The organism is Blastococcus sp. SYSU D00669 (assembly GCF_054050715.1).
In genome coordinates, this window is sequence record NZ_JBJGZV010000018.1 from 1 (window position 1) to 21750 (window position 21750).

The 21750-nt window shown below is 73.8% G+C and carries 20 protein-coding genes; 8 read left to right on the plus strand and 12 right to left on the minus strand.

Features of this window, described 5'->3' with window-relative positions:
- Positions 1-853 (minus strand): zinc-binding dehydrogenase (locus tag ACI8AF_RS14075; RefSeq protein ID WP_456540341.1); only part of this gene is annotated, 853 nt, incomplete at its 3' end.
- Positions 854-976: 123 nt separating this feature from the next.
- Between ACI8AF_RS14075 and ACI8AF_RS14080 the strand changes: the two genes are divergently transcribed.
- On the plus strand, positions 977-2401 hold the full coding sequence (locus ACI8AF_RS14080) for an L-lactate MFS transporter (RefSeq protein ID WP_456540342.1): 1425 nt from the start codon (positions 977-979) through the stop codon (positions 2399-2401).
- Complete coding sequence (locus tag ACI8AF_RS14085) at positions 2398-2550, plus strand: MFS transporter small subunit (protein WP_456540343.1); 153 nt, start codon at positions 2398-2400, stop codon at positions 2548-2550. The genes ACI8AF_RS14080 and ACI8AF_RS14085 overlap by 4 nt, the downstream gene beginning before the upstream one ends.
- Before the next feature lie 14 nt (positions 2551-2564).
- On the opposite strand, the gene ACI8AF_RS14090 is transcribed toward ACI8AF_RS14085, so the two are convergent.
- From ACI8AF_RS14090 to purB, 7 genes are all read right to left on the minus strand, one after another.
- Positions 2565-2957 carry a sterol carrier family protein gene (locus tag ACI8AF_RS14090; RefSeq protein WP_456540344.1) on the minus strand — a complete coding sequence of 131 codons (393 nt, stop codon included), beginning with the start codon at positions 2955-2957 and terminating at the stop codon, positions 2565-2567.
- Positions 2957-5239: a phosphoribosylformylglycinamidine synthase subunit PurL gene (purL, locus tag ACI8AF_RS14095; RefSeq protein WP_456540345.1), complete on the minus strand. Its 2283-nt coding sequence runs from the start codon at positions 5237-5239 to the stop codon at positions 2957-2959. The genes ACI8AF_RS14090 and purL overlap by 1 nt, the downstream gene beginning before the upstream one ends.
- On the minus strand, positions 5236-5907 hold the full coding sequence (gene purQ, locus ACI8AF_RS14100) for a phosphoribosylformylglycinamidine synthase subunit PurQ (RefSeq protein WP_456540346.1): 672 nt from the start codon (positions 5905-5907) through the stop codon (positions 5236-5238). The genes purL and purQ overlap by 4 nt, the downstream gene beginning before the upstream one ends.
- A gap of 5 nt (positions 5908-5912) precedes the next feature.
- A complete protein-coding gene (gene purS, locus ACI8AF_RS14105; RefSeq protein ID WP_456540347.1) occupies positions 5913-6164 on the minus strand; it encodes a phosphoribosylformylglycinamidine synthase subunit PurS in 252 nt (83 codons plus the stop codon).
- 106 nt (positions 6165-6270) lie between these two features.
- Positions 6271-7155, minus strand: a complete 885-nt coding sequence (locus ACI8AF_RS14110) for an endonuclease domain-containing protein (RefSeq protein WP_456540348.1) — start codon at positions 7153-7155, stop codon at positions 6271-6273.
- A gap of 126 nt (positions 7156-7281) precedes the next feature.
- A complete protein-coding gene (locus tag ACI8AF_RS14115) occupies positions 7282-8148 on the minus strand; it encodes a phosphoribosylaminoimidazolesuccinocarboxamide synthase (RefSeq protein WP_456540349.1) in 867 nt (288 codons plus the stop codon).
- Positions 8145-9452 (minus strand): adenylosuccinate lyase, encoded by a 1308-nt coding sequence (purB, locus tag ACI8AF_RS14120; RefSeq protein WP_456540350.1) that lies wholly within the window; start codon positions 9450-9452, stop codon positions 8145-8147. Before purB ends, ACI8AF_RS14115 begins: the two co-directional genes overlap by 4 nt.
- A 104-nt stretch (positions 9453-9556) precedes the next feature.
- On the opposite strand from purB, the gene ACI8AF_RS14125 reads away from it, so the two are divergent.
- Positions 9557-10966 (plus strand): AI-2E family transporter, encoded by a 1410-nt coding sequence (locus ACI8AF_RS14125; RefSeq protein ID WP_456540351.1) that lies wholly within the window; start codon positions 9557-9559, stop codon positions 10964-10966.
- Here ACI8AF_RS14125 and ACI8AF_RS14130 read toward each other — a convergent pair whose 3' ends face one another.
- Together ACI8AF_RS14130 and ACI8AF_RS14135 are read right to left on the minus strand one after the other, a co-directional pair.
- Positions 10967-12247: a dihydrolipoamide acetyltransferase family protein gene (locus tag ACI8AF_RS14130; RefSeq protein WP_456540352.1), complete on the minus strand. Its 1281-nt coding sequence runs from the start codon at positions 12245-12247 to the stop codon at positions 10967-10969.
- Positions 12248-12250: 3 nt separating this feature from the next.
- Positions 12251-14428 (minus strand): alpha-ketoacid dehydrogenase subunit alpha/beta, encoded by a 2178-nt coding sequence (locus ACI8AF_RS14135; protein ID WP_456540353.1) that lies wholly within the window; start codon positions 14426-14428, stop codon positions 12251-12253.
- 124 nt (positions 14429-14552) lie between these two features.
- Here ACI8AF_RS14135 and ACI8AF_RS14140 point away from each other — a divergent pair, with 124 nt between their 5' ends.
- From ACI8AF_RS14140 to ACI8AF_RS14160, 5 genes are read left to right on the plus strand one after another with little or no spacing between them, the layout of a single operon-like run.
- Positions 14553-15053, plus strand: a complete 501-nt coding sequence (locus tag ACI8AF_RS14140; RefSeq protein WP_456540354.1) for a VOC family protein — start codon at positions 14553-14555, stop codon at positions 15051-15053.
- Positions 15050-15703: a GntR family transcriptional regulator gene (locus tag ACI8AF_RS14145; protein ID WP_456540355.1), complete on the plus strand. Its 654-nt coding sequence runs from the start codon at positions 15050-15052 to the stop codon at positions 15701-15703. Before ACI8AF_RS14140 ends, ACI8AF_RS14145 begins: the two co-directional genes overlap by 4 nt.
- Positions 15700-16158: a (2Fe-2S)-binding protein gene (locus tag ACI8AF_RS14150; RefSeq protein ID WP_456540356.1), complete on the plus strand. Its 459-nt coding sequence runs from the start codon at positions 15700-15702 to the stop codon at positions 16156-16158. The genes ACI8AF_RS14145 and ACI8AF_RS14150 overlap by 4 nt, the downstream gene beginning before the upstream one ends.
- Positions 16155-18206: a molybdopterin cofactor-binding domain-containing protein gene (locus ACI8AF_RS14155; protein WP_456540357.1), complete on the plus strand. Its 2052-nt coding sequence runs from the start codon at positions 16155-16157 to the stop codon at positions 18204-18206. The genes ACI8AF_RS14150 and ACI8AF_RS14155 overlap by 4 nt, the downstream gene beginning before the upstream one ends.
- Before the next feature lie 14 nt (positions 18207-18220).
- Complete coding sequence (locus tag ACI8AF_RS14160; protein WP_456540358.1) at positions 18221-18856, plus strand: carboxymuconolactone decarboxylase family protein; 636 nt, start codon at positions 18221-18223, stop codon at positions 18854-18856.
- A gap of 203 nt (positions 18857-19059) precedes the next feature.
- Here the strand turns inward: ACI8AF_RS14160 and ACI8AF_RS14165 are convergent, their stop codons facing one another.
- Entirely contained in the window at positions 19060-20520 is a 1461-nt protein-coding gene (locus ACI8AF_RS14165) for an NAD-dependent succinate-semialdehyde dehydrogenase (protein ID WP_456540359.1), read from the minus strand.
- Between the two features lie 11 nt (positions 20521-20531).
- Positions 20532-21740, minus strand: coding sequence for a M24 family metallopeptidase (locus ACI8AF_RS14170; protein WP_456540360.1), 1209 nt, complete (start codon positions 21738-21740; stop codon positions 20532-20534).
- Positions 21741-21750: the final 10 nt, after the last annotated feature.

Genomic DNA, 21750 nt, shown 5'->3' on the forward strand with positions numbered 1-21750 from the left:
TGTCCGGGGTGGGGACGCCGACCATCACCACCCGGCCGGCCAGGTCGCGGGCGTAGAAGGCCTGCTCGAACACCGCCGGGTGGCCGACGGCGTCGATCGCGACGTCGACGCCGAAGCCGCCGGTGAGACCCTTGATCGCCGCGACGGCGTCGGTCTCCGTCGAGTTCACCGTGTGGGTGGCGCCGAAGCGCCTCGCCCACTCCAGCTTCCGGTCGTCGAGGTCGACGGCGATGATCGTGCCCGCGCCGGCCAGCGCGGCCCCGGCGATCGCGGCGTCGCCGACGCCGCCGCAGCCGAACACCGCCACCGACTCCCCGCGCCGGACCGCGCCGGTGTTCACCGCCGCGCCGACGCCGGCCATCACGCCGCAGCCGAGCAGGCCGGCGGCGGTGGCCGGGGCGGCCGGGTCGACCTTGGTGCACTGGCCGGAGTGGACCAGCGTCTTCTCCACGAACGCGCCGATGCCCAGCGCCGCCGACAGCGCGGTGCCGTCGGTCAGCGTCATCTTCTGCGCGGCGTTGTGGGTGTCGAAGCAGTACTGCGGCTCGCCCTTGAGGCAGGCGCGGCACTGCCCGCACACCGCCCGCCAGTTGAGGACGACGAAGTCGCCGACCGCGACGTTGGTCACCCCCTCCCCGACCGCGGAGACCACGCCGGCGGCCTCGTGGCCGAGCAGGAACGGGAACTCGTCGTTGATGCCGCCCTCGCGGTAGTGCAGGTCGGTGTGGCAGACCCCGCAGGCCTGCACGTCCACGACCGCCTCACCCGGGCCCGGGTGAGGCACCACGACCGTCTCGACGGTGACCGGCTGACCCTTCGCGCGGGCGACGACGCCCCGAACCTCGTACGGCATGGCCTGAGCCTAGGCACCCGACCGGACCGCTCCGCACGGGCCGCCGTTTCCGCTGCTCCCCCGCGGGGCAACCCTCGCCCCGGACCCCGACGGCCCGGGTCCCCGACCGTCGGAGGTCGCACCGTGGCAGTTCCCGCGTTCCTCGCCCGCGAGCGCATCGTGGCCAAGCCGGGGTTCAACCGCTGGCTGATCCCGCCCGCGGCGCTCGCCGTGCACCTGTGCATCGGCCAGGCGTACGCGACGAGCGTCTACAAGACCGCCCTCGTGGAGCACTTCGACACCAGCCTGACCGCGATCGGGATCATCTTCTCGATCGCCATCGTCATGCTGGGCCTCTCGGCCGCCGTCTTCGGCACCTGGGTCGACCGCAACGGCCCCCGGGCCGCGATGTTCGTCGCCGCGGTGTGCTGGTCGATCGGGTTCCTGGTCGGATCCCTGGGCATCGCGACGTCGCAGCTGTGGCTGGTCTACCTGGGCTACGGCGTGATCGGCGGCATCGGCCTGGGCATCGGGTACATCTCGCCGGTCTCCACGCTGATCAAGTGGTTCCCCGACCGTCCGGGACTGGCCACCGGCATGGCGATCATGGGCTTCGGCGGCGGCGCGCTCATCGCCTCGCCGCTGTCCCGCCAGCTCATGGCCTGGTACGACCCGTCCTACGACGCGGCGGACCCGACGTCGATCCCGAACGGCACCGCGGTCGCACTGCTCTTCCTGACCCTCGGGCTCGTCTACCTCGTCTTCATGCTCTTCGGCGCCCTGATCGTCCGGGTGCCGGCCGACGACTGGAAACCGGCGGGCTTCGACCCGTCGACGGTGAAGAAGAAGGCGCTGGTCACCACCGAGAACGTGTCGGCGCGCAACGCCCCGAAGACGCCCCAGTTCTGGCTGCTGTGGACCGTCCTGTTCTGCAACGTCACCGCCGGGATCGGCATCCTCGAGCAGGCCGCGCCGATGATCCAGGACTTCTTCCGGCGCGGGGAGGGCTCGCTGGTGGCCGCGAGCGCCGCCGCCGGGTTCGTCGGCGTCCTGTCGCTGTTCAACATGGCCGGCCGCTTCGTGTGGTCCTCGACGTCGGACTACATCGGCCGCAAGCGCATCTACATGCTGTACCTCGGGCTGGGGATGGTCCTGTACTTCGTCCTCGCCACTCTCGGGACGACGGCGACCTGGATCTTCGTGCTCACCGCCGCGGTGATCATCAGCTTCTACGGCGGCGGCTTCGCCACCATCCCGGCCTACCTGCGCGACCTGTTCGGCACCTACCAGGTCGGCGCCATCCACGGCCGGCTGCTCACCGCCTGGTCGGCCGCCGGGGTCGCCGGCCCGCTGATCGTCAACGGCGTCCTCGACACCCGCGGTACCCCCGGCCAGCTGGTCGCCGGTGACTACCGGCCGGCGCTGTTCATCATGATCGCCCTGCTGGCCATCGGGTTCGTCGCCAACCTCCTCGTCCGGCCCGTCGCCGACAAGTGGCACGAGCCGAAGGAGGCCGTCGAGGAGTTCACCCACCCGCACCACACCACGGAACGGAGTGCCGCCCGATGAGCTCCTCCCTCTCCTCCTCCGACGGCGGGCGGCCGACCACGCACACGCCCGTGGCGCTGATCGTGCTCGCCTGGGTGCTGGTCGGGATCCCGCTGCTCTACGGCCTGGTCCGCACGATCCAGACCGCGACCGCCCTCTTCACCGGCTGAGGTGCTTCGTCGGGCTAGAGCTCCCTGGTGAGGGGGCGCAGCGGCAGGTGACCGCTCAGGTCGGCGCGGTTGCCGCTGGCGCTGACCTTCCCCTCGGCGAGGGCGTCGGCCCAGGTGGTCGCGCCGGTGGCCAGCCGCAGCCAGGTGGCGGCGTCGGTCTCGACGACGTTGGGCGGGGTGCCGCGGGTGTGCCGCGGTCCCTCGACGCACTGGACGGCGACGTGCGGCGGTACCCGCAGCTCCACCGACCGGCCGGGCACCTGCTGGGCCAGCCAGCGGGCGCTGGTCTTCACCGCCGCGCCGAGGACCCCGCGCGGCGGCTGCTCGGCCTCGCCGGCCAGCCACGCGCGCACCGGCGTCACCGCGGCGGCCAGCTCGTCGGCCGGGATGGGCCTGCTCGCCGGCATCAGCTCGTGGGGACGGTCCCCGCCGGGACGGTGCCGACCGTGGCCTCCGGCGTGCCGAACAGGGCAGGCAGCGTCGCCGTCCACGCGGCCCGGAGCTCGGCCAGCGGGAGCGCAGCCACGCCGTCGACGGCGAGCGTGTCGCCCCCCGTCGTCCCCAGCTCCGTGACGCGCACGCCGGCCCAGTCGGCCGTCGTCTTCACGGCCCCCGGGTCGGTCGTGGTGACGATCGCGCGGGCACCGGACTCGCTGAACAGCGCGACGAACGGGTCGCCGGGCAGGGTCAGCGCCGCGCCGACGCCGTGGCGCAGGGCGGACTCGGCCAGCGACTGGGCCAGGCCGCCGTCGGCCAGGTCGTGCGCCGAGGTGAGGTGCCCCTCGCGGGCCAGGGCGCCGAGCAGCTCGGCCAGCGCCTTCTCCGCGGCCAGGTCGACCGCGGGCGGGCGCCCGCCGAGGTGGCCGTGCACGACCGAGGCCCACGCCGAGCCGCCGAGCTCCTCGCGGGTCTCGCCGAGCAGCAGCACGGTCTCACCCGACGCCTTCCAGCCGGAGGGCACCCGGGTGCGGACGTCGTCGTGCACGCCCAGCACCCCGATCACCGGGGTCGGGTTGATCGCGACGTCGCCGGTCTGGTTGTAGAGGCTGACGTTGCCGCCGGTGACCGGCAGGCCCAGCTCGCGGCAGGCATCGGCGAGGCCGCGGACCGCCTCGGCGAACTGCCACATCACCTCGGGCTCCTCCGGGGAGCCGAAGTTCAGGCAGTTGGTCACGGCGAGGGGGCGGGCGCCGCTCACCGCCACGTTGCGGTAGGCCTCGGCCAGGTTCAGCTGCGCCCCGGCGTACGGGTCGAGGCGGGCGAAGCGGGCGTTGCCGTCGAGGGCCAGCGCGATGCCGCGGTGGCTCTCCTCGTCGATGCGGACGACGCCGGCGTCCTCGGGCTGCGCCAGCACCGTGTTGCCGCGCACGTAGCGGTCGTACTGCTCGGTCACCCAGGTCTTGTCGGCGCCGTCCGGGCTCGCGACGACGGCCAGCCAGTGCGCCTGCAGCCCCTCCGGCGTCGCGGGGCGCGGGAGCGCCGCCGCGTCGTCGGCCTGGAGGTCGTCGAGGTCCTGCGGGCGCGCCATCGGCCGGTCGTAGACCGGCCCCTCGTGCGCGACGGTCCGCGGGGGGACGTCCACGATCCGCTCGCCGTGCCAGTCGACGGTCAGCCGGTCGCCGTCGGTGACCTCACCGATGACCGTGGCGAGGACGTCCCACTTGCGGCAGACGGCGAGGAAGGCGTCGACCTTGCCGGGCTCGACGATCGCGCACATGCGCTCCTGCGACTCGCTCATCAGGATCTCGGCCGGCGTGAGCGTGGAGTCGCGCAGCGGGACGGCGTCGAGGTCGACGTGCATGCCGCCGGTGCCGGCGCTGGCCAGCTCGGACGTCGCGCAGGAGAGCCCGGCGCCGCCGAGGTCCTGGATGCCGGTGACGAGGTCCTGGGCGAAGATCTCGAGGCACGCCTCGATGAGCAGCTTCTCGGTGAACGGGTCGCCCACCTGCACGCTGGGCCGCTTGGCCGGGCCCTCGGCGTCGAAGGTCTCGCTCGCCAGCACGCTGACGCCCCCGATGCCGTCGCCGCCGGTGCGCGCACCGAACAGGATCACCTTGTTGCCGACACCCTCGGCCTTGGCCAGCCGGACGTCCTCGTGCCGCATCACGCCCACGCACAGCGCGTTGACCAGCGGGTTGCCGGCGTAGCACTCGTCGAAGAGCAGCTCGCCGCCGATGTTGGGCAGGCCGAGGCAGTTGCCGTAGCCGCCGACGCCGGCGACGACGCCGGGCAGCACGCGGGCGGTGTCGGGGGCATCGGCGCGGCCGAAGCGCAGCGAGTCCATGACGGCGACCGGGCGGGCGCCCATGGTGAGGATGTCGCGCACGATGCCGCCGACGCCGGTGGCCGCGCCCTGGTAGGGCTCGACGTAGCTCGGGTGGTTGTGCGACTCGACCTTGAAGGTGACCGCGTAGCCGTCGCCGACGTCGACGACACCGGCGTTCTCGCCGATGCCGACCAGCAGCGACTCGCTCTTCGGCAGGTCACCGAAGCGGCGCAGGTGCACCTTGGACGACTTGTAGGAGCAGTGCTCGCTCCACATGACCGAGTACATCGCCAGCTCGGCGGTGGTCGGCCGGCGGCCGAGGATGTCGCGGATGCGCAGGTACTCGTCGGACTTCAGGCCCAGCTCGGCCCAGGGCTGCGCGTCATCCGGCGTCTTCGCGGCGAGCTCGACGGTGTCGATCATGCGTTCACGGCCGCCTTCAGCACGGAGGTGAAGAAGCCCAGCCCGTCGGTCGAGGGCCCGGTGAGGTCCTCGACCGCGTGCTCGGGGTGCGGCATGAGACCGACGACGCGACCGTTCCCGCTGGTCACCCCGGCGATGTCGCGGGAGCTGCCGTTCGGGTTGCCGCCGACGTAGCGGACGACGACCCGGTTCTCGGCCTCGAGCCGGTCGAGGTCCTTCTCGGCCGCGACGTACCGGCCCTCGCCGTTCTTGACCGGGATGACGATGTGCTGCCCCGGCTCGTAGGCGCTGGTCCACGCGGTGTCGGCGCGCTCGACGCGCAGCACCTGGTCGCGGTTGCGGAAGTGGAGGTGGCTGTTGCGGGTCAGCGCGCCGGGCAGCAGGCCGGCCTCGCAGAGCACCTGGAAGCCGTTGCAGATGCCCAGCACCGGCAGGCCGCCGCCCGCCGCGGCGACGACGTCCTGCATGAGCGGCGAGCGGGCGGCGATGGCGCCGGCGCGCAGGTAGTCGCCGTAGGAGAAGCCGCCGGGGAGGACGACGGCGTCGACGTCCTTCAGGTCGTGGTCGGCGTGCCAGAGCGCGACCGGCTCGCCACCGGCCAGGCGCACGGCCCGCGCGGCGTCGACGTCGTCCAGGGAGCCCGGGAAGGTGATGATCCCGATGCGCACGAGCTTCAGTCCGTTCGGTCGGTCTTCGGGAGGTGCAGTTCGACGTCCTCGATGACGGGGTTGGCCAGGAGCGTCTCGGCGATCTGGCGCAGCTCGGCCTCGTCGGGGGTGCCCTCGACGTCGAGCACGAAGTGCTTGCCCTGCCGGACGCTGGTCACGCCGTCGTGGCCCAGCCGGCCGAGCGCGCCGAGCACCGCCTGACCCTGGGGGTCGGAGATCTCAGGCTTCAGGACGACGTCGACGACCACCCGCGGCACGGTTCCCGAGCGTACCTGGGCGCCGCCGACCCCCCGCCCCCCTGTGCCGAGATCGCGTGATCTCAGCCCGTCAGGGCGCTTCCTGCGCCGAGATCACGCGATCTCGTCACACGCGCAGGGCCCGCCGGACCTCGGCCACCATGTCGTCCGGCCGTCCCAGGGCATCAGCCGAGGTGTAGCGCAGCGGCGTCCAGCCGGCCGCTACCACCGAGTTCTGCCGGCGCACATCGCGGACGAAGACGTCGCGCTCGCGGTGCAGGTCGCCGTCGAACTCCACCATCACGCGCTGGTCGGGCCAGGCGAAGTCGGCACGGGCGAGGAAGGCACCCGCCCCGTCGCGGACGACGTACTGCAGATCGGGCGCGGGCAGGCCGCCGGCATCGAAGATCCAGCGCACCACCGACTCCATCGGGGACTCCGCGCGAGGATCGGCGAGCGGCAGCACCAACCTGGCCCGTGCGCACCCGCGCCCGCGCGGACGGCGGGACAGCTGCTCCCTGAGCGGGGCGACGCCGCTCAGCCGCCGGTGGACCTGGTCGGTCACTGCGAGCAGTGCGGGCGGTTCGAGAACGGCCGCCAGGTCCCGCCAGGTGCGGGCCAGCGTGGTGACCGGCTGGCTGCGGCGCTGGGTGCGCTCGTCGGTCGCCAGGTCCAGCCGGTGGATGCGCCGGTCGGCGCGGCTCTCCGCCCGCCCACCGGAGGGAACGATGAGGTCCACGCGCCGGTCCGCCCGGTCCGCCAGCGGGATCGCGATGTCCCACAGCGCTGCGGCGGTGCGGTGGCTCGCCACAGCACCGGCCGGCGCCGTCATGAGGACTGCGGCTACCCGGGCATCGACGTCGTCCTCCAGCGCGCGTGGCAGGTAGGTGTCGCGGGACAGCCGGAGGAATGCGGGCTGGCGCAGCCGTCGGTCGTCCAGCCCCGCGGCCAGAGCGGCAGCGCGGGTGAGCGGACCCGTCGGCCGGAAGGACGGGCGGCGCGGGGCAGGCACCGGGGCACCCTGCCCGACCGCGCGCCGCCCGTGCTGCCGCCGTCCACAGCCTGGCCGAGTTCACGCGATCTCGACACATGAGGGCGCGCTTCCTGCCGAGATCACGGGATCTCGGCAGGGCGCGCCTCAGCGGAAGGTGCGGCCGGTGAGGCGTTCGTAGGCGGTGACGTAGCGGTCGCGGGTGGCGGCGACGACGTCGGCGGGCAGGGGCGGTGGCGGGGAGACGCGGTCCCAGCCCGAGTCGTCGGTCAGCCAGTCGCGCACGAACTGCTTGTCGTACGAGGGCTGCGCCGCGCCCGGGGCCCACGAGGAGGCTGGCCAGAACCGCGACGAGTCGGGGGTGAGCACCTCGTCGCCGAGGACCAGCTGCTCGCCGTCCAGCCCGAACTCGAACTTGGTGTCGGCCAGGACGATCCCGGCGGAAGACGCGATCTCGTGCGCCCGCTCGTACAGCGCCAGCGTGAGGTCCCGCAGCGCCGCCGCCCGACCAGGCCCCACCAGCGACTCCACGGTGGCGAACCCGATCGCCTCGTCGTGCTCGCCCACCTCGGCCTTCGTGGACGGCGTGAACACCGGCGTCGGCAGCCGCGAGCCCTCGACCAGCCCAGGCGGCAGGGCGACGTCGACGATCGCGCCAGTGCGCTCGTACTCCCGGGTCCCCGAGCCGGAGAGGTAGCCGCGGGCCACGCACTCGACCGGCAGCATCTCCAGCCGCCGCACGAGCATCGCCCGGCCGGCGACCGAGGCCGGGACGTCGTCCGCCGACACCAGGTGGTGCGTCGCCCCGAACGCGGCGAGCACCGGCGCCAGCTGCTCGAACCACCACACCGACAGCTGGGTGAGCACCTTCCCCTTGTCGGGGATCGGCGTGGGCAGCACGTGGTCGTAGGCGGAGATCCGGTCGGAGGCGACCAGCAGGAGCCGGCCGTCGCCGGCGTCGTAGATCTCGCGCACCTTGCCCCGGGCGACCAGGGGCAGGTCGACGGCGGTCACCGCAAGGCCGCGACCCGCTCGAACAGCGGGTCGAGGTTCTGCACGTACCGCTCCGGCCGGCAGATCTCGTCCAGCCGCGCCTCGTCGAGCTCGACGGACGACGCCTTGGCCCGGGCGCGCAGCGTCTCCCGGAACGGCGCGCCGGTGTTCCACGTCTCCATCGCCGCCGACTGCACCAGCGCGTAGGCGTCCTCCCGCGACAGCCCGCCCTCGACCACCTCCAGCAGCACCGACGACGTGTAGATCAGCCCGCCGGTGGACTCCAGGTTGGCCCGCATCCGGTCGGCGTCCACGACGAGGTTCTCCACCAGCCCGGCGGTCAGGTGCAGCAGGTAGTCGGTGGTGATCGCGGCGTCGGGCAGGAACACCCGCTCGGTCGACGAGTGCGAGATGTCCCGCTCGTGCCAGAGCGGGATGCCCTCCATGACCGGCACGACCGCCGCCCGCACCACCCGCGCCAGCCCGGCGATGCGCTCGGAGCGGATCGGGTTCTTCTTGTGCGGCATCGCGCTCGAGCCCTTCTGGCCCGCGCCGAACGCCTCCGACAGCTCCCGCACCTCGGTGCGCTGCCCGTGCCGCACCTCGAGCGCCACCGTCTCGCAGACCGTCGCGATGATCGCCAGCGCGGCCACCCACTCGCTGATCGAGTCGCGCAGCACCACCTGGGTGGAGGCGTCGGCCGGCCGCAGGTCCAGCGCGGCGGCGACGGCCACCTCCACCGACGGGTCGATCAGCGAGTACGTGCCGACGGCGCCGGAGATCGCCACCACGCCGACCCGCTCGCGGGCCGCCCGCAGCCGGTCGCGGGAGCGCGCCGCCGCGAAGGCGAGGTCGGCGACCCGGTGGCCCCACACGTCGGGCTCGGCGTGCACGCCGTGCGTGCGCCCCACCTTGATCGTGTGCCGGTGCGCCAGCGCATGGTCGCGCAGCGCGGCGACCAGCCGGTCGGCCTTGGCCAGCAGGAGGTCGGTCGCCTCGGTCAGCTGCACCGCCAGCGCCGTGTCGAGCAGGTCGGACGACGTCATGCCGTGGTGCACGTAGGCGGCGGCCGACCGCGGCGAGGTGTTGTCGGCCCAGGCGCTGAGGAAGGCGATGACGTCGTGCTGCGTCGTCTCCTCGATCTCCGCCACCCGCTCCGGCGTCGGCGGCGGCGCGTTGCGCACCGGCTCGACGACGTCGGCGGGCACCCGGCCGGCCGCCGCATGCGCCTCCAGCACCAGGGTCTCCACCCGGCACCAGAGCTCGTACTTGTGCTGGTCGCTCCAGACCCGGCCCATGTCGGGGAGCGTGTACCGCTCGATCATGCGGGTACCGCCTCGGCCCGGTCAGCTCGTCGCACCACGGGACCATCCTCCCGCAGAGCTACCGTGATCATGGACGGCCCCCAGAGCCAGGGCGGAGGTGCGGGATGCTGCGACGGGCGAACGCCGTGGTCATGCGGGCCCGGGAGCGCATCCGCGCCGCCGCGGAGCACGATCCGCACGCCTGGCCCGAGCGCGACGACGACCGGGCCATCCTCCTCCACGACGACGAGCTCGAGCCTGCCGAGCCGGCGGTCGAGGGCAACGGCGCGAGCCGCCCGCCGCTGGGCAGTCCCGAGCCCGGCGCGCCCGACCTCGACGGCCCGATCAACCCCGGCGGCGTCAGCGGCCCGCCGAGCGGCGGCCGCCCGCACCGGCCCGGCGAGCGCACCTCCCGGCTGCTGCGCGAGCGCACCGCTCCCGAGGCGGCGGTCCCCACCGGCCTGCGCACGGCGGCCTCCTGGTCGTGGCGGCTGATCGTCGTCATCGTGAGCATCTACGCGCTGGTCTACGCCATGGCGACCATCGCCGTCGTCGTCGTCCCGGTCATCGTCGCGCTGCTGCTCTCGGCGCTGCTCCAGCCCGGCGCGGCCGGGCTGATCAAGCGCGGCTGGCCGCGCTCGCTGGCCGCGACGGCGATGCTGCTGGTCGGCCTCGGGGTGGTCGCCGGGATCATCACGCTCGTGGTCGAGCGGTTCACCGCCGGCTTCTCCGACCTCGCCGCGCAGGTCAGCGAGGGCATCGGCCAGGTGCAGACCTTCATCGTCCGCACCTTCCCGATCACCCGCGGCCAGCTGGAGGACGCGGTCGGCACGCTGCAGGACACGCTGGTGTCCAACCAGGACACGATCACCAGCGGCGCGATCACCACCGCGGCCACCGTGGGCCACGTGTTCACCGGCATCGTCCTCGCGCTGTTCACGCTGTTCTTCTTCCTCAAGGACGGCCGGTCGATCTGGCTGTGGCTGGTCGGCCTGTGCCCCCGGGAGTCCCGGGCGTACATGGACGAGGCGGCCCGCCGCGCCTGGCGGACGCTGATCTCCTACGTCCGCGCCACCGTGGCCGTCGCGCTGGTCGACGCCGTCGGCATCGGCGTCGGGCTGGCGATCCTGGGCGTGCCGCTGGTCATCCCGCTGGCCGCGCTCGTCTTCCTCGGAGCGTTCATCCCGATCATCGGCTCGTTCCTCGCCGGAACGGTCGCCGTCCTGGTCGCGCTGGTGTCGGTGGGGCCGATCAAGGCGCTGATCGCGCTGGCGATCGTCGTCCTGGTCATGCAGCTGGAGGGGCACGTCCTGCAGCCGCTGCTGCTCGGCCGCGCGGTGCGGGTGCACCCGCTCGCCGTCGTCCTGGCCATCGCCGCCGGCCTGCTGGTCGGCGGGATCTTCGGCGCGCTGATCGCCGTGCCGACGGTGGCGTGCGCCAACGTCGCCGGCACGTACCTGTCGCGCCGGCACGACGGGCCCCGCCCGCCCGAGCCGCGGCCCGAGCGGGCGAAGCCCGCGGTCACCGCCAAGTAGTCAGACCAGGATCCGCAGCGGCTGCTCCACGGTCGCGGTGAACGCCGCCATCCACTCCGCGGCCAGCGCGCCGTCGACCACCCGGTGGTCGGCCGAGAGGGTCACCTTCACCACGGTGGCCACCGCCAGCGCGCCGTCGACGACGACCGGCTCCTGCCGGGCCGCGCCGACGGCGAGGATCGCCGACTGCGGCGGGTTGATGATCGCCGAGAACTCCTCGGTGCCGAACATGCCGAGGTTGGTCACCGACAGCGCGCCGCCCTCGAGCTCGTCCTGACGCAGCCGACCGGCCCGGGCGCGCTCGACCAGGTCGCGGGTCGCCGCCGCCACCTCGGCCACGCCCAGCCGGTCCACGCCCCGCACCACCGGGGTGAGCAGGCCGGTCTCCGTCGCCACGGCGACGGCCACGTCGACGGACGTGAACTGCCGGGTCGCCTCGGGCGTCCAGATCGCGTTCATCCGGGGGACGGCGGTGTGCGCGCGGGCGGCGGCCTTGACCAGCAGGTCGGTGACCGAGACCTTGGTGCCGGCGTCGGCGAGCCCGGCGCGCAGCCGCAGCAGCTCGTCGACCCGCAGCGAGGCGCGCACCGTGAAGTGCGGGATCGTCTGCTTGCTCTCGGTCAGCCGGCGCGCGATCGCCCGCCGCATCGGGGTGTGCGGCACGTCGGTCCAGCCCGCGGGCTCCTCGGCCCGGGCGGCGGCGGCCACGGGGGCGGGCTCGGGGGCCGGGGCCGGCGCCGTCCGGGCCGCCTCGACGTCCCGCCGGATGATCCGGCCGCCCGGCCCCGTGCCGGTGATCGACTCCAGCGCCACCCCGGCCTCGCGGGCGAGCCGCCGGGCCAGCGGGCTGGAGAAGATCCGCCCGTGCCCGTTCCCCACCGGCGCGGCCGACGGGACCGACTCGGCCGCCGCCAGCAGCGGCTCGGGCACGGCCGGGGACGGCGGTGACTCCTGCTTGCCGCCCTCCGGGTCGGGCGGCGAGTCCGGGAGCCCGCCGACGCCGAGCGACGCGAGGACGGCGCCGAGGTCGTCGACCTGCTCGCCGGGGTCGCCGAGGACGGCGATCGGCGCGCCGACGGCCACCGTCGTCCCCGGGGCCACGAGCAGCTTGAGCACCTTGCCCGCCTGCTCGGCCTCGACGTCGACGACGGCCTTCTCGGTCTCGACCGTGGCGACGACGTCGTCCGCGCCGAACTCGGCGTCCTCGGCGAGCGACCAGCCGGCGAGGACCGCCTCGGTCGCGTTGGCCGCCACCTCGGGCATGAGCATCAACCGGGCCACGGCTCAGATCCCCGTCATCTCGGCGAGCTTCGCGGTGACCTCGGCGCTCTGCGCGATCGCGGCGCGCTCGAGCACCTTGCTGATGCTCGGGGAGGCCTCGCCGCCGGTGACCCGCTCCACCGGGGAGTCCAGCCAGTCGAAGAAGCGGCGCTGGATCTCGTCGGCCAGCCACCCGCCGTACGACGTGCCGACGGCGCCCTGCTCGGCGATGAGCACGTTGCCGGTCTTGCGGATGCTGGCGCCGATCGTCTCCCAGTCGATGCTGGCCCGGTCGAGCCAGCGCAGGTCGACCACGTCGACGTCGAAGCCGCCGTCGTCCACGGCCTCGAGCACGTAGCGCGTCATCGCCAGGTACGTGAGGACGGTGACCTCGCCGCCGGTCCGCCGGACCGCCGCCCTGCCCACCGGCAGGCAGTAGTCGAGGTCGTCGACCGGGCCGGGACCGGTCGAGTTGTAGAGGTCGACGTGCTCGAGGACGACGACCGGGTCCTCGCAGCGCAGCGCCGCGTTCATCAGCCCGACGTAGTCGAACGGCGTGGTCGGGGCGACGATCCGCCAGCCCGGGTTCGTGGCGAAGATGCCCGCGGGGTCCATCGAGTGCTGCGAGCCGTAGCCGGTGCCCATCGCCACCTTGCTGCGCAGCACGAACGGCACCGGGCCGGTGCCGCCGAACATGTGCCGCGCCTTGCCGATCTGGTTGAACAGCTGGTCGGCGGCGACCCACATGAAGTCGGCGTACATGAACTCGACGACGGGACGGAACCGTCCGTCGACGGCGATCCCGCCGCCGAGGCCGGCGAAGGCGTTCTCGCTGATCGGCGTGCCGAGGATCCGGTCGGGGAAGCGGTCCTTGAGACCGCGGGTGGCGCCGTTGGTGCCGCCGTTGAGGCGGTGCACGTCCTCCCCCATGACGACGACCCGCTCGTCGGTCTCCATCCGGCGGTTCATCACCGCGGCGACCGCCTCGATGAACTTCTGCTCCCGCACCTCGACGGCGGGGTCGCCGGTGTCGGCGAACCGCGCGCCGGCGAACTCCGACAGGTCGCCGCGGACGCCGACGTCGACGAACGACGGGTCGGGCCACTCGGCGGCGCGGATCCGGCGGGCGCCGGGCTTGCCGTCGGGGTCGGGCTCGAACAGCACGTCGCCGACGTCGGCCATGGCCTGCCGGGCCGCGGCGAGGGTCGCCTCGTGGTCGGCCCGGGTCGCCAGGCCGAGGCGGACGAGGTGGCCGACGACCTGGTCGATCGGGTCGCGGGCCCGCCACTCCCGCTCCTCCTCCTTGCTGCGGTAGCCGAAGGCGCTGCCCGGGAAGCCGCCGTTCTGGTGGAAGTAGCGGTAGGTGTCGGCCTCGACGACGGTCGGGCCGTGGCCGGCCCGCATGTGCGCGACCGCCTCCCGCATGGCCAGGTGGACGGCGAGCGGGTCCATCCCGTCGACCTTCCAGCTGGCGATGCCGAACCCGGGCCCGCGGCCGGACAGACGCGGCTCGCGGGTGGCCTCGAAGACGTTGGTGGAGACGGCGTAGCGGTTGTTCTCGATGAAGAAGCAGACCGGCAGGTGCCAGGCGGCGGCGAGGTTGAGCGTCTCGAGGGTGGATCCGATGTTGACCGCGCCGTCGCCGAAGTAGGTCACCGCGACCGCGTCGGTGCCGGCCTGCCGGTCGGCCCAGGCGAACCCGGCCGCCTGCGGGACGCCGCCGCCGACGATGGCGTTGGTGCCCATCGCGCCGGCGTCCTTCCACTGCAGGTGCATCGAGCCGCCGCGGCCGTGGCTCCACCCGCGGTCCAGCCCGCAGATCTCGGCCAGCGTGCGCAGCAGCACCTCGCGGACGTCGTCGTCGACCCCGCCGGTCAGGTCGAGACCCTTCGGCGCGACGTGGTGCAGCGCCTTGGCGAGGAACTGGTGGTGGCCGCGGTGCGAGCCGTTCACCTGGTCGGCGCTGGTCAGGGCGAGCACCGATCCCACGGCGCCGCCCTCCTGGCCGATGCTGGAGTGCGCCGGGCCGTGGATGAGCCCGCCGCCGGCCAGCTCGAGCACGTACTCCTCGAACACGCGCACCAGCACCAGCTGGGCGTGCACCGTGCGGAGCAGCTCGGGGTCGGCCGCGTCCCAGTCCTCGTCGGTCGCGACGAGCTCGACCCAGGGCGCGGACGGCTCGAGGCGGCGGTGGAGCGGCATGACGCTTCTCCTCTCGCGGATCCGTATTGGATCCGACTGCGAGTGATCTGCGCCGGATGCTAGTGCTCCCGATCACATTCGCCTAGGCTCTGGATCCAACCCGCTGACATCGAGGGAGATGCGCATGGCGCTGCCGGGGCTCACGGGGGTGGACCACGTCGGGTTCACCGTGCCCGACCTGGAGCAGGCGCGCGCGTTCCTCGTCGACGTCCTGGGCTGCGAGTACCTCTACTCGCTGGGCCCCTTCGTCCACGACGACAGCGACTGGATGGCCGAGCACCTGAACGTGCACCCGCGGGCGCGCATGCGGAACTGCTTCTTCCGCTGCGGCGGGCAGGCGATCTTCGAGGTGTTCGAGTACGAGGCGCCCGACCAGACCCCCGAGCCGCCGCGCAACAGCGACGTCGGCGGCCACCACGTCGCGCTCTACGTCGACGACCTCGACGCCGCCGTCACCCACCTGCGGGCGCACGGCGTGCGGGTGCTCGGCGAGCCGACGGCGAGCCGCGGCGCCCACGAGGGCCAGCGGTGGGTCTACTTCCTCGCGCCCTGGGGGATGCAGTTCGAACTGGTCAGCTACCCCGACGGCAAGGCGTGGTCCCGCAACCCGGAGGCGTTCGCATGACCTCGGTGCAGGACGCGGCGAGCGCGCGGGTCGCCGACCACCTCCGGCAGGCGATCCTGCGCGGGGAGATCCGGCCCGGCGAGTGGATCCGCCAGGAGGAGGTGGCCGAGCGGCTCGGCTCGAGCCGGCTGCCGGTCCGCGAGGCGCTGCGGATCCTCGAGGCCGAGGGGCTCACCGAGCACGAGCGGCACCGCGGTGCCCGGGTGCCCAGCCTGTCGATGCACGAGGTCGACGTCGTCTACCGGATGCGCGAGCAGCTCGAGCAGCTGGCCATCGCCGAGAGCATCCCGAACCTCACCGACTCGCAGATCCGGCACCTGCAGCAGGTGCAGGACCAGATCGAGGCCGACGGCGACCTGGCCGGCTTCCTCGAGCTCGACCGCGAGTTCCACCTCTCCAGCTACACCGGCTGCCGGATCGAGCAGCTCACCTCGACGGTGACCCGGCTGTGGAACTCCACCGCCCACCACCGGCGCGAGTTCGTCCGGCTGTCCGGACCGGGGCGCAAGTGGGTGATCAACGCCGAGCACCGGCTGCTGCTCGACGCGATCGAGCGCCGCGACGTCGTCGACGCCGAGCGCTGCCTGGCCGGGCACATCCGCCGCACGCGGATCGAGCTCGGCCGCCACCCGGAGGTGTTCACCCGGTGAGGTTCGCGTTCACGGTCAACGGCCGCGCCTGCTCCGTCGAGGCCGAGCCGAGCACCCCGCTGCTCACGGTGCTGCGCAACGAGCTGGGCCTGGTGGGCTCGCGGTTCGGCTGCGGGCTGGGGTTGTGCGGGGCGTGCTTCGTCCGGCTCGACGGCGCCGTCGTCCCCTCCTGCGACACCCCGGTGCAGGCCGCGGCCGGGCACGAGGTGGTGACCGTCGAGGGACTGGGCGGCGACGGCGCGCTGCACCCGGTCCAGCAGGCGCTGCTCGACCGGCAGGCCGCCCAGTGCGGGTTCTGCATCTCGGGCATCGCGGTGCGCGCGGCCGCCCTGCTCGAGGAGGTCCCCTCCCCCGACGCCGCCACGGTCGCCGCCGCACTGGACCGCAACCTGTGCCGGTGCGGCGCGCACCGGCGGATCGTCGAGGCGGTCGTCGAGGCAGGGGGTGCGCCGTGACGGCGACCTCCGACACCGGCCCCCGGGTCGACGCGGCGCCGTCCGCGCCCCCGCAGCTGCCCAAGGACGTCGCGGCCAGCCCGCGGCTGTCGTCCTGGGTGCGGGTGCTGTCCGACGGCGTGGTCGAGCTGCGGGTCGGCAAGGTGGAGTTCGGCCAGGGGATCGTGACCGCGCTGGCCCAGGTGGCCGCGGAGGAGCTCGGTGTGCCGCTGGAGCAGGTGCGGATGCTGCCCGCCGCCACGTTCGGGCCGGACGAGGGGCTCACCGCGGGCAGCATGTCGGTCGCCGAGGCGGTGCCGGCGGTCCGCCTGGTCTGCGCGCACGTGCGCGGGCTGCACGCCGGCGCGCCGTACGGGTCGGTGGCCGTCGATCTCGACGTCGACGCCGACCCGGCGGTGCCGCTGCGCGACCCGGCGACCTACCGGCTGGTCGGCACCAGCACCCCCCGGCTCGACCTGCCCGACAAGATCGCCGGGCGGCCGCGGTACATCTCCGACCTGCGCCTGCCGGGACAGCTCTTCGGCCGCGTGGTGCGCCCGCCGTCGCCGGGCGCGACGCTGCGCGCGGTGGCCGAGGGGGCGGTCGGCGACGGGCTCACCGTCGTCCGCGACGGGTCGTTCCTCGGGGTGGTCGGCACCGACGAGGCGGCGGTGGCCGTCGCCGCCGAGCGGCTGCGCGCGGCCGCGAGCTGGGACGAGCAGGACACCCTGCCCGACGAGCGCGCGCTGGACGCCTACCTGCAGGAGACGCCGAGCGAGACGGTCACCGTCCTGGACGAGCCCGTCCGGCCCGCCACGCACACCGCGCGGTACAGCCGGCCGTTCCTCGCGCACGGCTCGATCGCACCCAGCTGCGGCCTGGCCCGGTGGGACGACGACGGCCGCGTGCACGTGTGGAGCTCCAGCCAGGGCGTGCACCGGCTGCGCGACGCGCTCGCCGGGGCGCTGGGCCTCGACCGCGACGCGATCACCGTCGAGCACGTCGAGAACGCCGGCTGCTACGGCCACAACGGCGCCGACGACGCAGCCTTCGACGCCGTGCTCCTGGCCCGGGCCGTTCAGGGGCGCCCGGTCCAGGTCCAGTGGAGCCGCCGCGACGAGCTGTCGTGGGCGCCGTTCGGCTCGGCGATGACCGCGCAGGTGTCGGCGTCGCTCGACGAGGACGGGCGCATCACCTCGTGGAGCTACGACGTCTGGTCGCAGGGCCACACCGCCCGGCCCGGCTACGCCGGTGTGCCGGGGCTGCTCGCCGGGCGCCACCTGGCGCGGCCGCTGCCCGTGCCACCGGCCGCCGACCCGCCGCTGCCCACCGGGGGCGGGTCGCTGCGCAACGCCGTCCCGCTCTACGAGGTGGGCGCCCGGCGGGTGCACGGGCACCGGCTGCTCGAGAACCCGGTCCGCTCCTCGGCGCTGCGGGCGCTGGGCGCGCACCTCAACGTCTTCGCGATCGAGTCGTTCGTCGACGAGCTGGCCGCGCTGGCCGGCGCCGACCCGCTGGAGTTCCGGCTGCGCCACCTCGCCGACGCACGCGCGCGGGCGGTGCTCACCACCGCGGCGGAGGCGGCCGGCTGGGGCGCGCCGCTGCCGGACGGCCTGGGCCGGGGCCTGGCCGTCGCCCGCTACAAGGGCCGCGCCGCGTACTGCGCCGTCGTCGCCGAGGTCGAGGCCGTGAGCGACGTGCGGGTGCGGCGGCTGACGGTCGCCGTCGACGTCGGCCGGGTGGTCAACCCCGACGGTGTCCGCAACCAGATCGAGGGCGGCGCGGTGCAGGCGACCAGCTGGACGCTCAAGGAGCGGGTGCGCTTCGACCGCCGCCGCGTGACCAGCGACGACTGGGAGAGCTACCCGGTCCTGCGCTTCTCCGAGGTGCCCGAGGTCGAGGTGCACCTGCTCGACTCGGGCGAGCCCTCGGTCGGCGCCGGCGAGGCCGCGCAGGGCCCCACCGCCGGCGCGATCGGCAACGCGCTCGCCGCCGCCGTCGGCGTCCGGGTGCGCGACCTGCCCCTGACCCCCGAGGCCGTCACGGCCGCCATCTCCGCATCCGACTGACGAAGGAGTCCGTCATGCCCCGCCCGCACATCAGCTACGTGCCGCTGGAGTCGATGAACGAGGCGATGCAGGAGGAGATGCACCGCTGCGCCCGGGAGGGCACGCCCCGGCCGGAGAGCTCGGCGGTGCGCGCGCACGTGCCCGAGGCGTTCTGGGCGTTCGCCGACTCGTGGAAGGCGCTGTTCCACTCCGGCGTCTGCGACCACGCGATCAAGGAGCTGTGCCGCGTCTACATCTCGCGCACGGTGAAGTGCGAGTTCTGCGGCAACCAGCGCTCGACCAAGGCGGCGAAGGCCGGCCTCGAGGAGATGCAGTACGACGAGCTGCTCAACTTCGAGAAGTCGGAGAGGTACGACGAGCGGCAGAAGGCGGCGCTGGCCTACGCCGAGGCGATCGCGTGGGGCATGCCGGCCGACGAGGAGGGCTTCTGGGCGCGGCTGCACGCGCACTTCTCCGAGCCGGAGCTGGTCGAGCTGGGCTGCTGCATCGCGCTCACCTTCGGCCAGCAGAGCTGGATCCGCCTGCTCGGCATCGACCACCACCAGTACATGGCCGGCACCGACGCCTCGATGGCGCCCGGCTTCCGCACCGCCGAGGAGCTCGCGGAGAGCAAGGCCCGCCCCGACTACTGGGCGGCCTCCCGCCCCTGAACGGCGGCTCGCCATGATCAGGTGACCTGGTCATGGCGGCTCCTCCCTCGTGCTGCGGCGTGAGGGAGGAGCCGCTGCCGTGGGGGAGGACGGCGGCGTCACCCTCCCCGCGAGGTCGTCACCCGCGCCGCACACCGCGCGGGTGGGGACCGCACCGCGCGGGTCGGGGCCGAGGGCAGGCCCGCCCCTGAACGGCGGCGGGGTCACCAGGTGACGGCGATGTACTTGCTCTCCAGGTAGTCGAGCAGGCCGTGGTGGCCGCCCTCGCGGCCGATGCCGCTCTGCTTCACCCCGCCGAACGGCGCCGCCGGGTCGCTGACCAGCCCGCGGTTGAGGCCGACCATGCCCGACTCCAGCGCCTCGCTCACCCGCAGGCCGCGGCCGACGTCGCGCGTGTAGACGTAGGCGACCAGGCCGTACTCGGTGTCGTTGGCCATGCGGATCGCCTCGGCCTCGTCGTCGAAGGCCACGATCGGCGCCACCGGGCCGAAGATCTCCTCGCCGAGGATCGCCGACCCCGGGCGCACGCCGGTGAGCACCGTCGGCTCGTAGTAGAAGCCGGCACGGTCCGGACGGCGGCCACCGACGACGGCGGTCGCCCCCTCGGCCACCGCCCCCTGCACCAGCTCGTCGACCTTCGCGGCGGTGTCGTCGTTGACCAGCGGGCCGAGCTGGGTGTCCTCGTCCAGCCCCGGCCCCATGGCCAGCGCCGCCATGCGCTCGGCGAGCCGGCGGCCGAACTCCTCGGCGACCGGGCGCTCCACGTAGAAGCGGTTGGCCGCGGTGCACGCCTCGCCGCCGTTGCGCATCTTGGCGATCATGGCGCCGTCGACGGCGGCGTCGAGGTCGGCGTCGGCGAACACCAGGAACGGCGCGTTGCCGCCCAGCTCCATCGAGCAGTTGATGACCTGGTCGGCCGCCTCGTGCAGCAGCACGCGCCCCACCTCGGTCGAGCCGGTGAACGACAGCTTGCGCACCCGCGGGTCGTGCAGCATCGCCGAGACGACGGCGCCGGAGCGGCGGGCGGGCAGCACGTTGACCACACCCGGCGGCACCCCGGCGTCCTCGAGGACCCGGGCCATCGCCAGCGCCGTCAGCGGGGTGTCGCTGGCCGGCTTGAGCACCACGGTGCAGCCGGCGGCCAGCGCCGGGCCGATCTTGCGGGTGGCCATCGCGGCCGGGAAGTTCCACGGCGTCACCAGCACGCAGATCCCGACCGGCTGCTGCACGACCAGGATCTTGTTGGCGCCCGACGGGGCCGTCTGCACCGCACCGGTCGCCCGCACGGCCTCCTCGGCGTACCAGCGGAAGAACTCGGCGGCGTAGGCGACCTCGCCGCGGGCGTCGGGCAGCGCCTTGCCGTTCTCCAGGGTGACCAGCCGGGCGAGGGGCTCCTTCTGCGCCGTCATCAGCTCGAACGCGCGGCGCAGCACCTCCGCCCGCTCGCGCGGCGGGGTCGCCGCCCAGGACGCCGCCGCGGCCTCCGCCGCGTCGACCGCGGCGATCGCGTCCTCGACGGTGCCGTCGGCGACCGTCGTCAGCACCTGACCGGTCGCGGGGTCCAGGACGTCGAACCGGCTGCCGTCGGAGGCCGGCACCGGCTTGCCGCCGATCCAGAGCTCCGTGAGCAGGTGGTCGAACTCGCCCAGTGCATCGAGGCTCATGGCCGGCCCTCTCAGTACGGGTTGGTGACGACGAGGTCCTGGCTCGGGAAGAGCGTCAGGATCTGCGGCCCGTCGGGGGTGACGACGACCTCCTCCTCCAGCCGGGCGGCGGAGAAGCCGTCGCCGGCCGGGCAGTAGGTCTCCAGCGCGAACACCATGCCGACCTGCAGCTCGATCGGCTCGGTCATGCTGTTGAGCCGGGAGATGATCGGCCGCTCGTGCAGACCGAGGCCGAGACCGTGGGCGAACTGCAGCCCGAAGGCCTCCATCTCGCTGCCGAAGCCGAACTCCTCCGCCCTCGGCAGCAGCGCGGCCACCTCGTCGGTGCCCACGCCGGCCTTGATGCCGGCCAGCCCGCGGTCCATCCACTCGCGGGCCTGCTTGTACGCGTCCCGCTGCGCCGGGGTGGCGCTGCCGACGCTGAAGGTCCGGTAGTAGCAGGTCCGGTAGCCGTTGTACGAGTGGATGATGTCGAAGAACGCCTGGTCGCCCGGGCGGATCAGCCGGTCGGTGAAGTTGTGCGGGTGCGGGTTGCACCGCTCACCGGAGATGGCGTTGACCGCCTCGACCTGGTCGGAGCCCATCTCGTAGAGACGCTTGTTGGCGTGCGCGACGATCTGGTTCTCGCGCACCCCGGGCTTCAGCATCTCGACGATGTCCTGGTAGACGCCGTCGACCATGGCCGCCGCCTGGTTGAGCAGGGCGATCTCGTCGGGTGACTTGATCACCCGGGCGTCGAGCATGAGCTGCTGGGCGTCGACCACCCGGAGGCCCTGCCGCTCCATCTCGAACAGGAACGGCGGCTCGACGATGTCGACCCCCACCGGCAGGTCGGCCACTCCCGCCTCGACCAGCAGCGACTTGATCTCGGCCACCGCCTCGGCCATGAGGCCGACCGTCGGGGCGACCGCTCCGCGGAAGCCGAGGAAGCCGGCCCGGTAGTTCTCGGTCGGGACCCACCGGGAGTACTGCTGGTGGTGCTTGACGGCCGAGCCGAAGTCCCACAGCACGGGGTCCTTGCCGCGGGCCAGCAGCGCGTACCGGATCATCTTGTCGCCGAGGGCGCCGCCGATCCACGTCTGGGTCGTGTAGCGGATGTTGTAGAAGTCGAACAGCAGGAAGGCGCCGCACTCGCTGGCTTCCAGGGAGGCCTTGGCCCGGCCGAGCCGGTACTCGCGGAGCCGGGCGAAGTCGACCCGCTGCTCGTAGTCGACGCCCATGTGTCCGGGC

Bases quoted from the DNA above. Each gene is read 5' to 3' on its own strand.
- ACI8AF_RS14085 (WP_456540343.1), top strand. From the start codon at position 2,398: ATGAGCTCCTCCCTCTCCTCCTCCGACGGCGGGCGGCCGACCACGCAC.
- ACI8AF_RS14090 (WP_456540344.1), bottom strand. From the start codon at position 2,957: ATGCCGGCGAGCAGGCCCATCCCGGCCGACGAGCTGGCCGCCGCGGTG.
- purL (WP_456540345.1), bottom strand. From the start codon at position 5,239: ATGATCGACACCGTCGAGCTCGCCGCGAAGACGCCGGATGACGCGCAG.
- purB (WP_456540350.1), bottom strand. From the start codon at position 9,452: ATGATCGAGCGGTACACGCTCCCCGACATGGGCCGGGTCTGGAGCGAC.
- ACI8AF_RS14125 (WP_456540351.1), top strand. From the start codon at position 9,557: ATGCTGCGACGGGCGAACGCCGTGGTCATGCGGGCCCGGGAGCGCATC.
- ACI8AF_RS14135 (WP_456540353.1), bottom strand. From the start codon at position 14,428: ATGCCGCTCCACCGCCGCCTCGAGCCGTCCGCGCCCTGGGTCGAGCTC.
- ACI8AF_RS14140 (WP_456540354.1), top strand. From the start codon at position 14,553: ATGGCGCTGCCGGGGCTCACGGGGGTGGACCACGTCGGGTTCACCGTG.
- ACI8AF_RS14145 (WP_456540355.1), top strand. From the start codon at position 15,050: ATGACCTCGGTGCAGGACGCGGCGAGCGCGCGGGTCGCCGACCACCTC.
- ACI8AF_RS14160 (WP_456540358.1), top strand. From the start codon at position 18,221: ATGCCCCGCCCGCACATCAGCTACGTGCCGCTGGAGTCGATGAACGAG.
- ACI8AF_RS14165 (WP_456540359.1), bottom strand. From the start codon at position 20,520: ATGAGCCTCGATGCACTGGGCGAGTTCGACCACCTGCTCACGGAGCTC.
- ACI8AF_RS14170 (WP_456540360.1), bottom strand. From the start codon at position 21,740: ATGGGCGTCGACTACGAGCAGCGGGTCGACTTCGCCCGGCTCCGCGAG.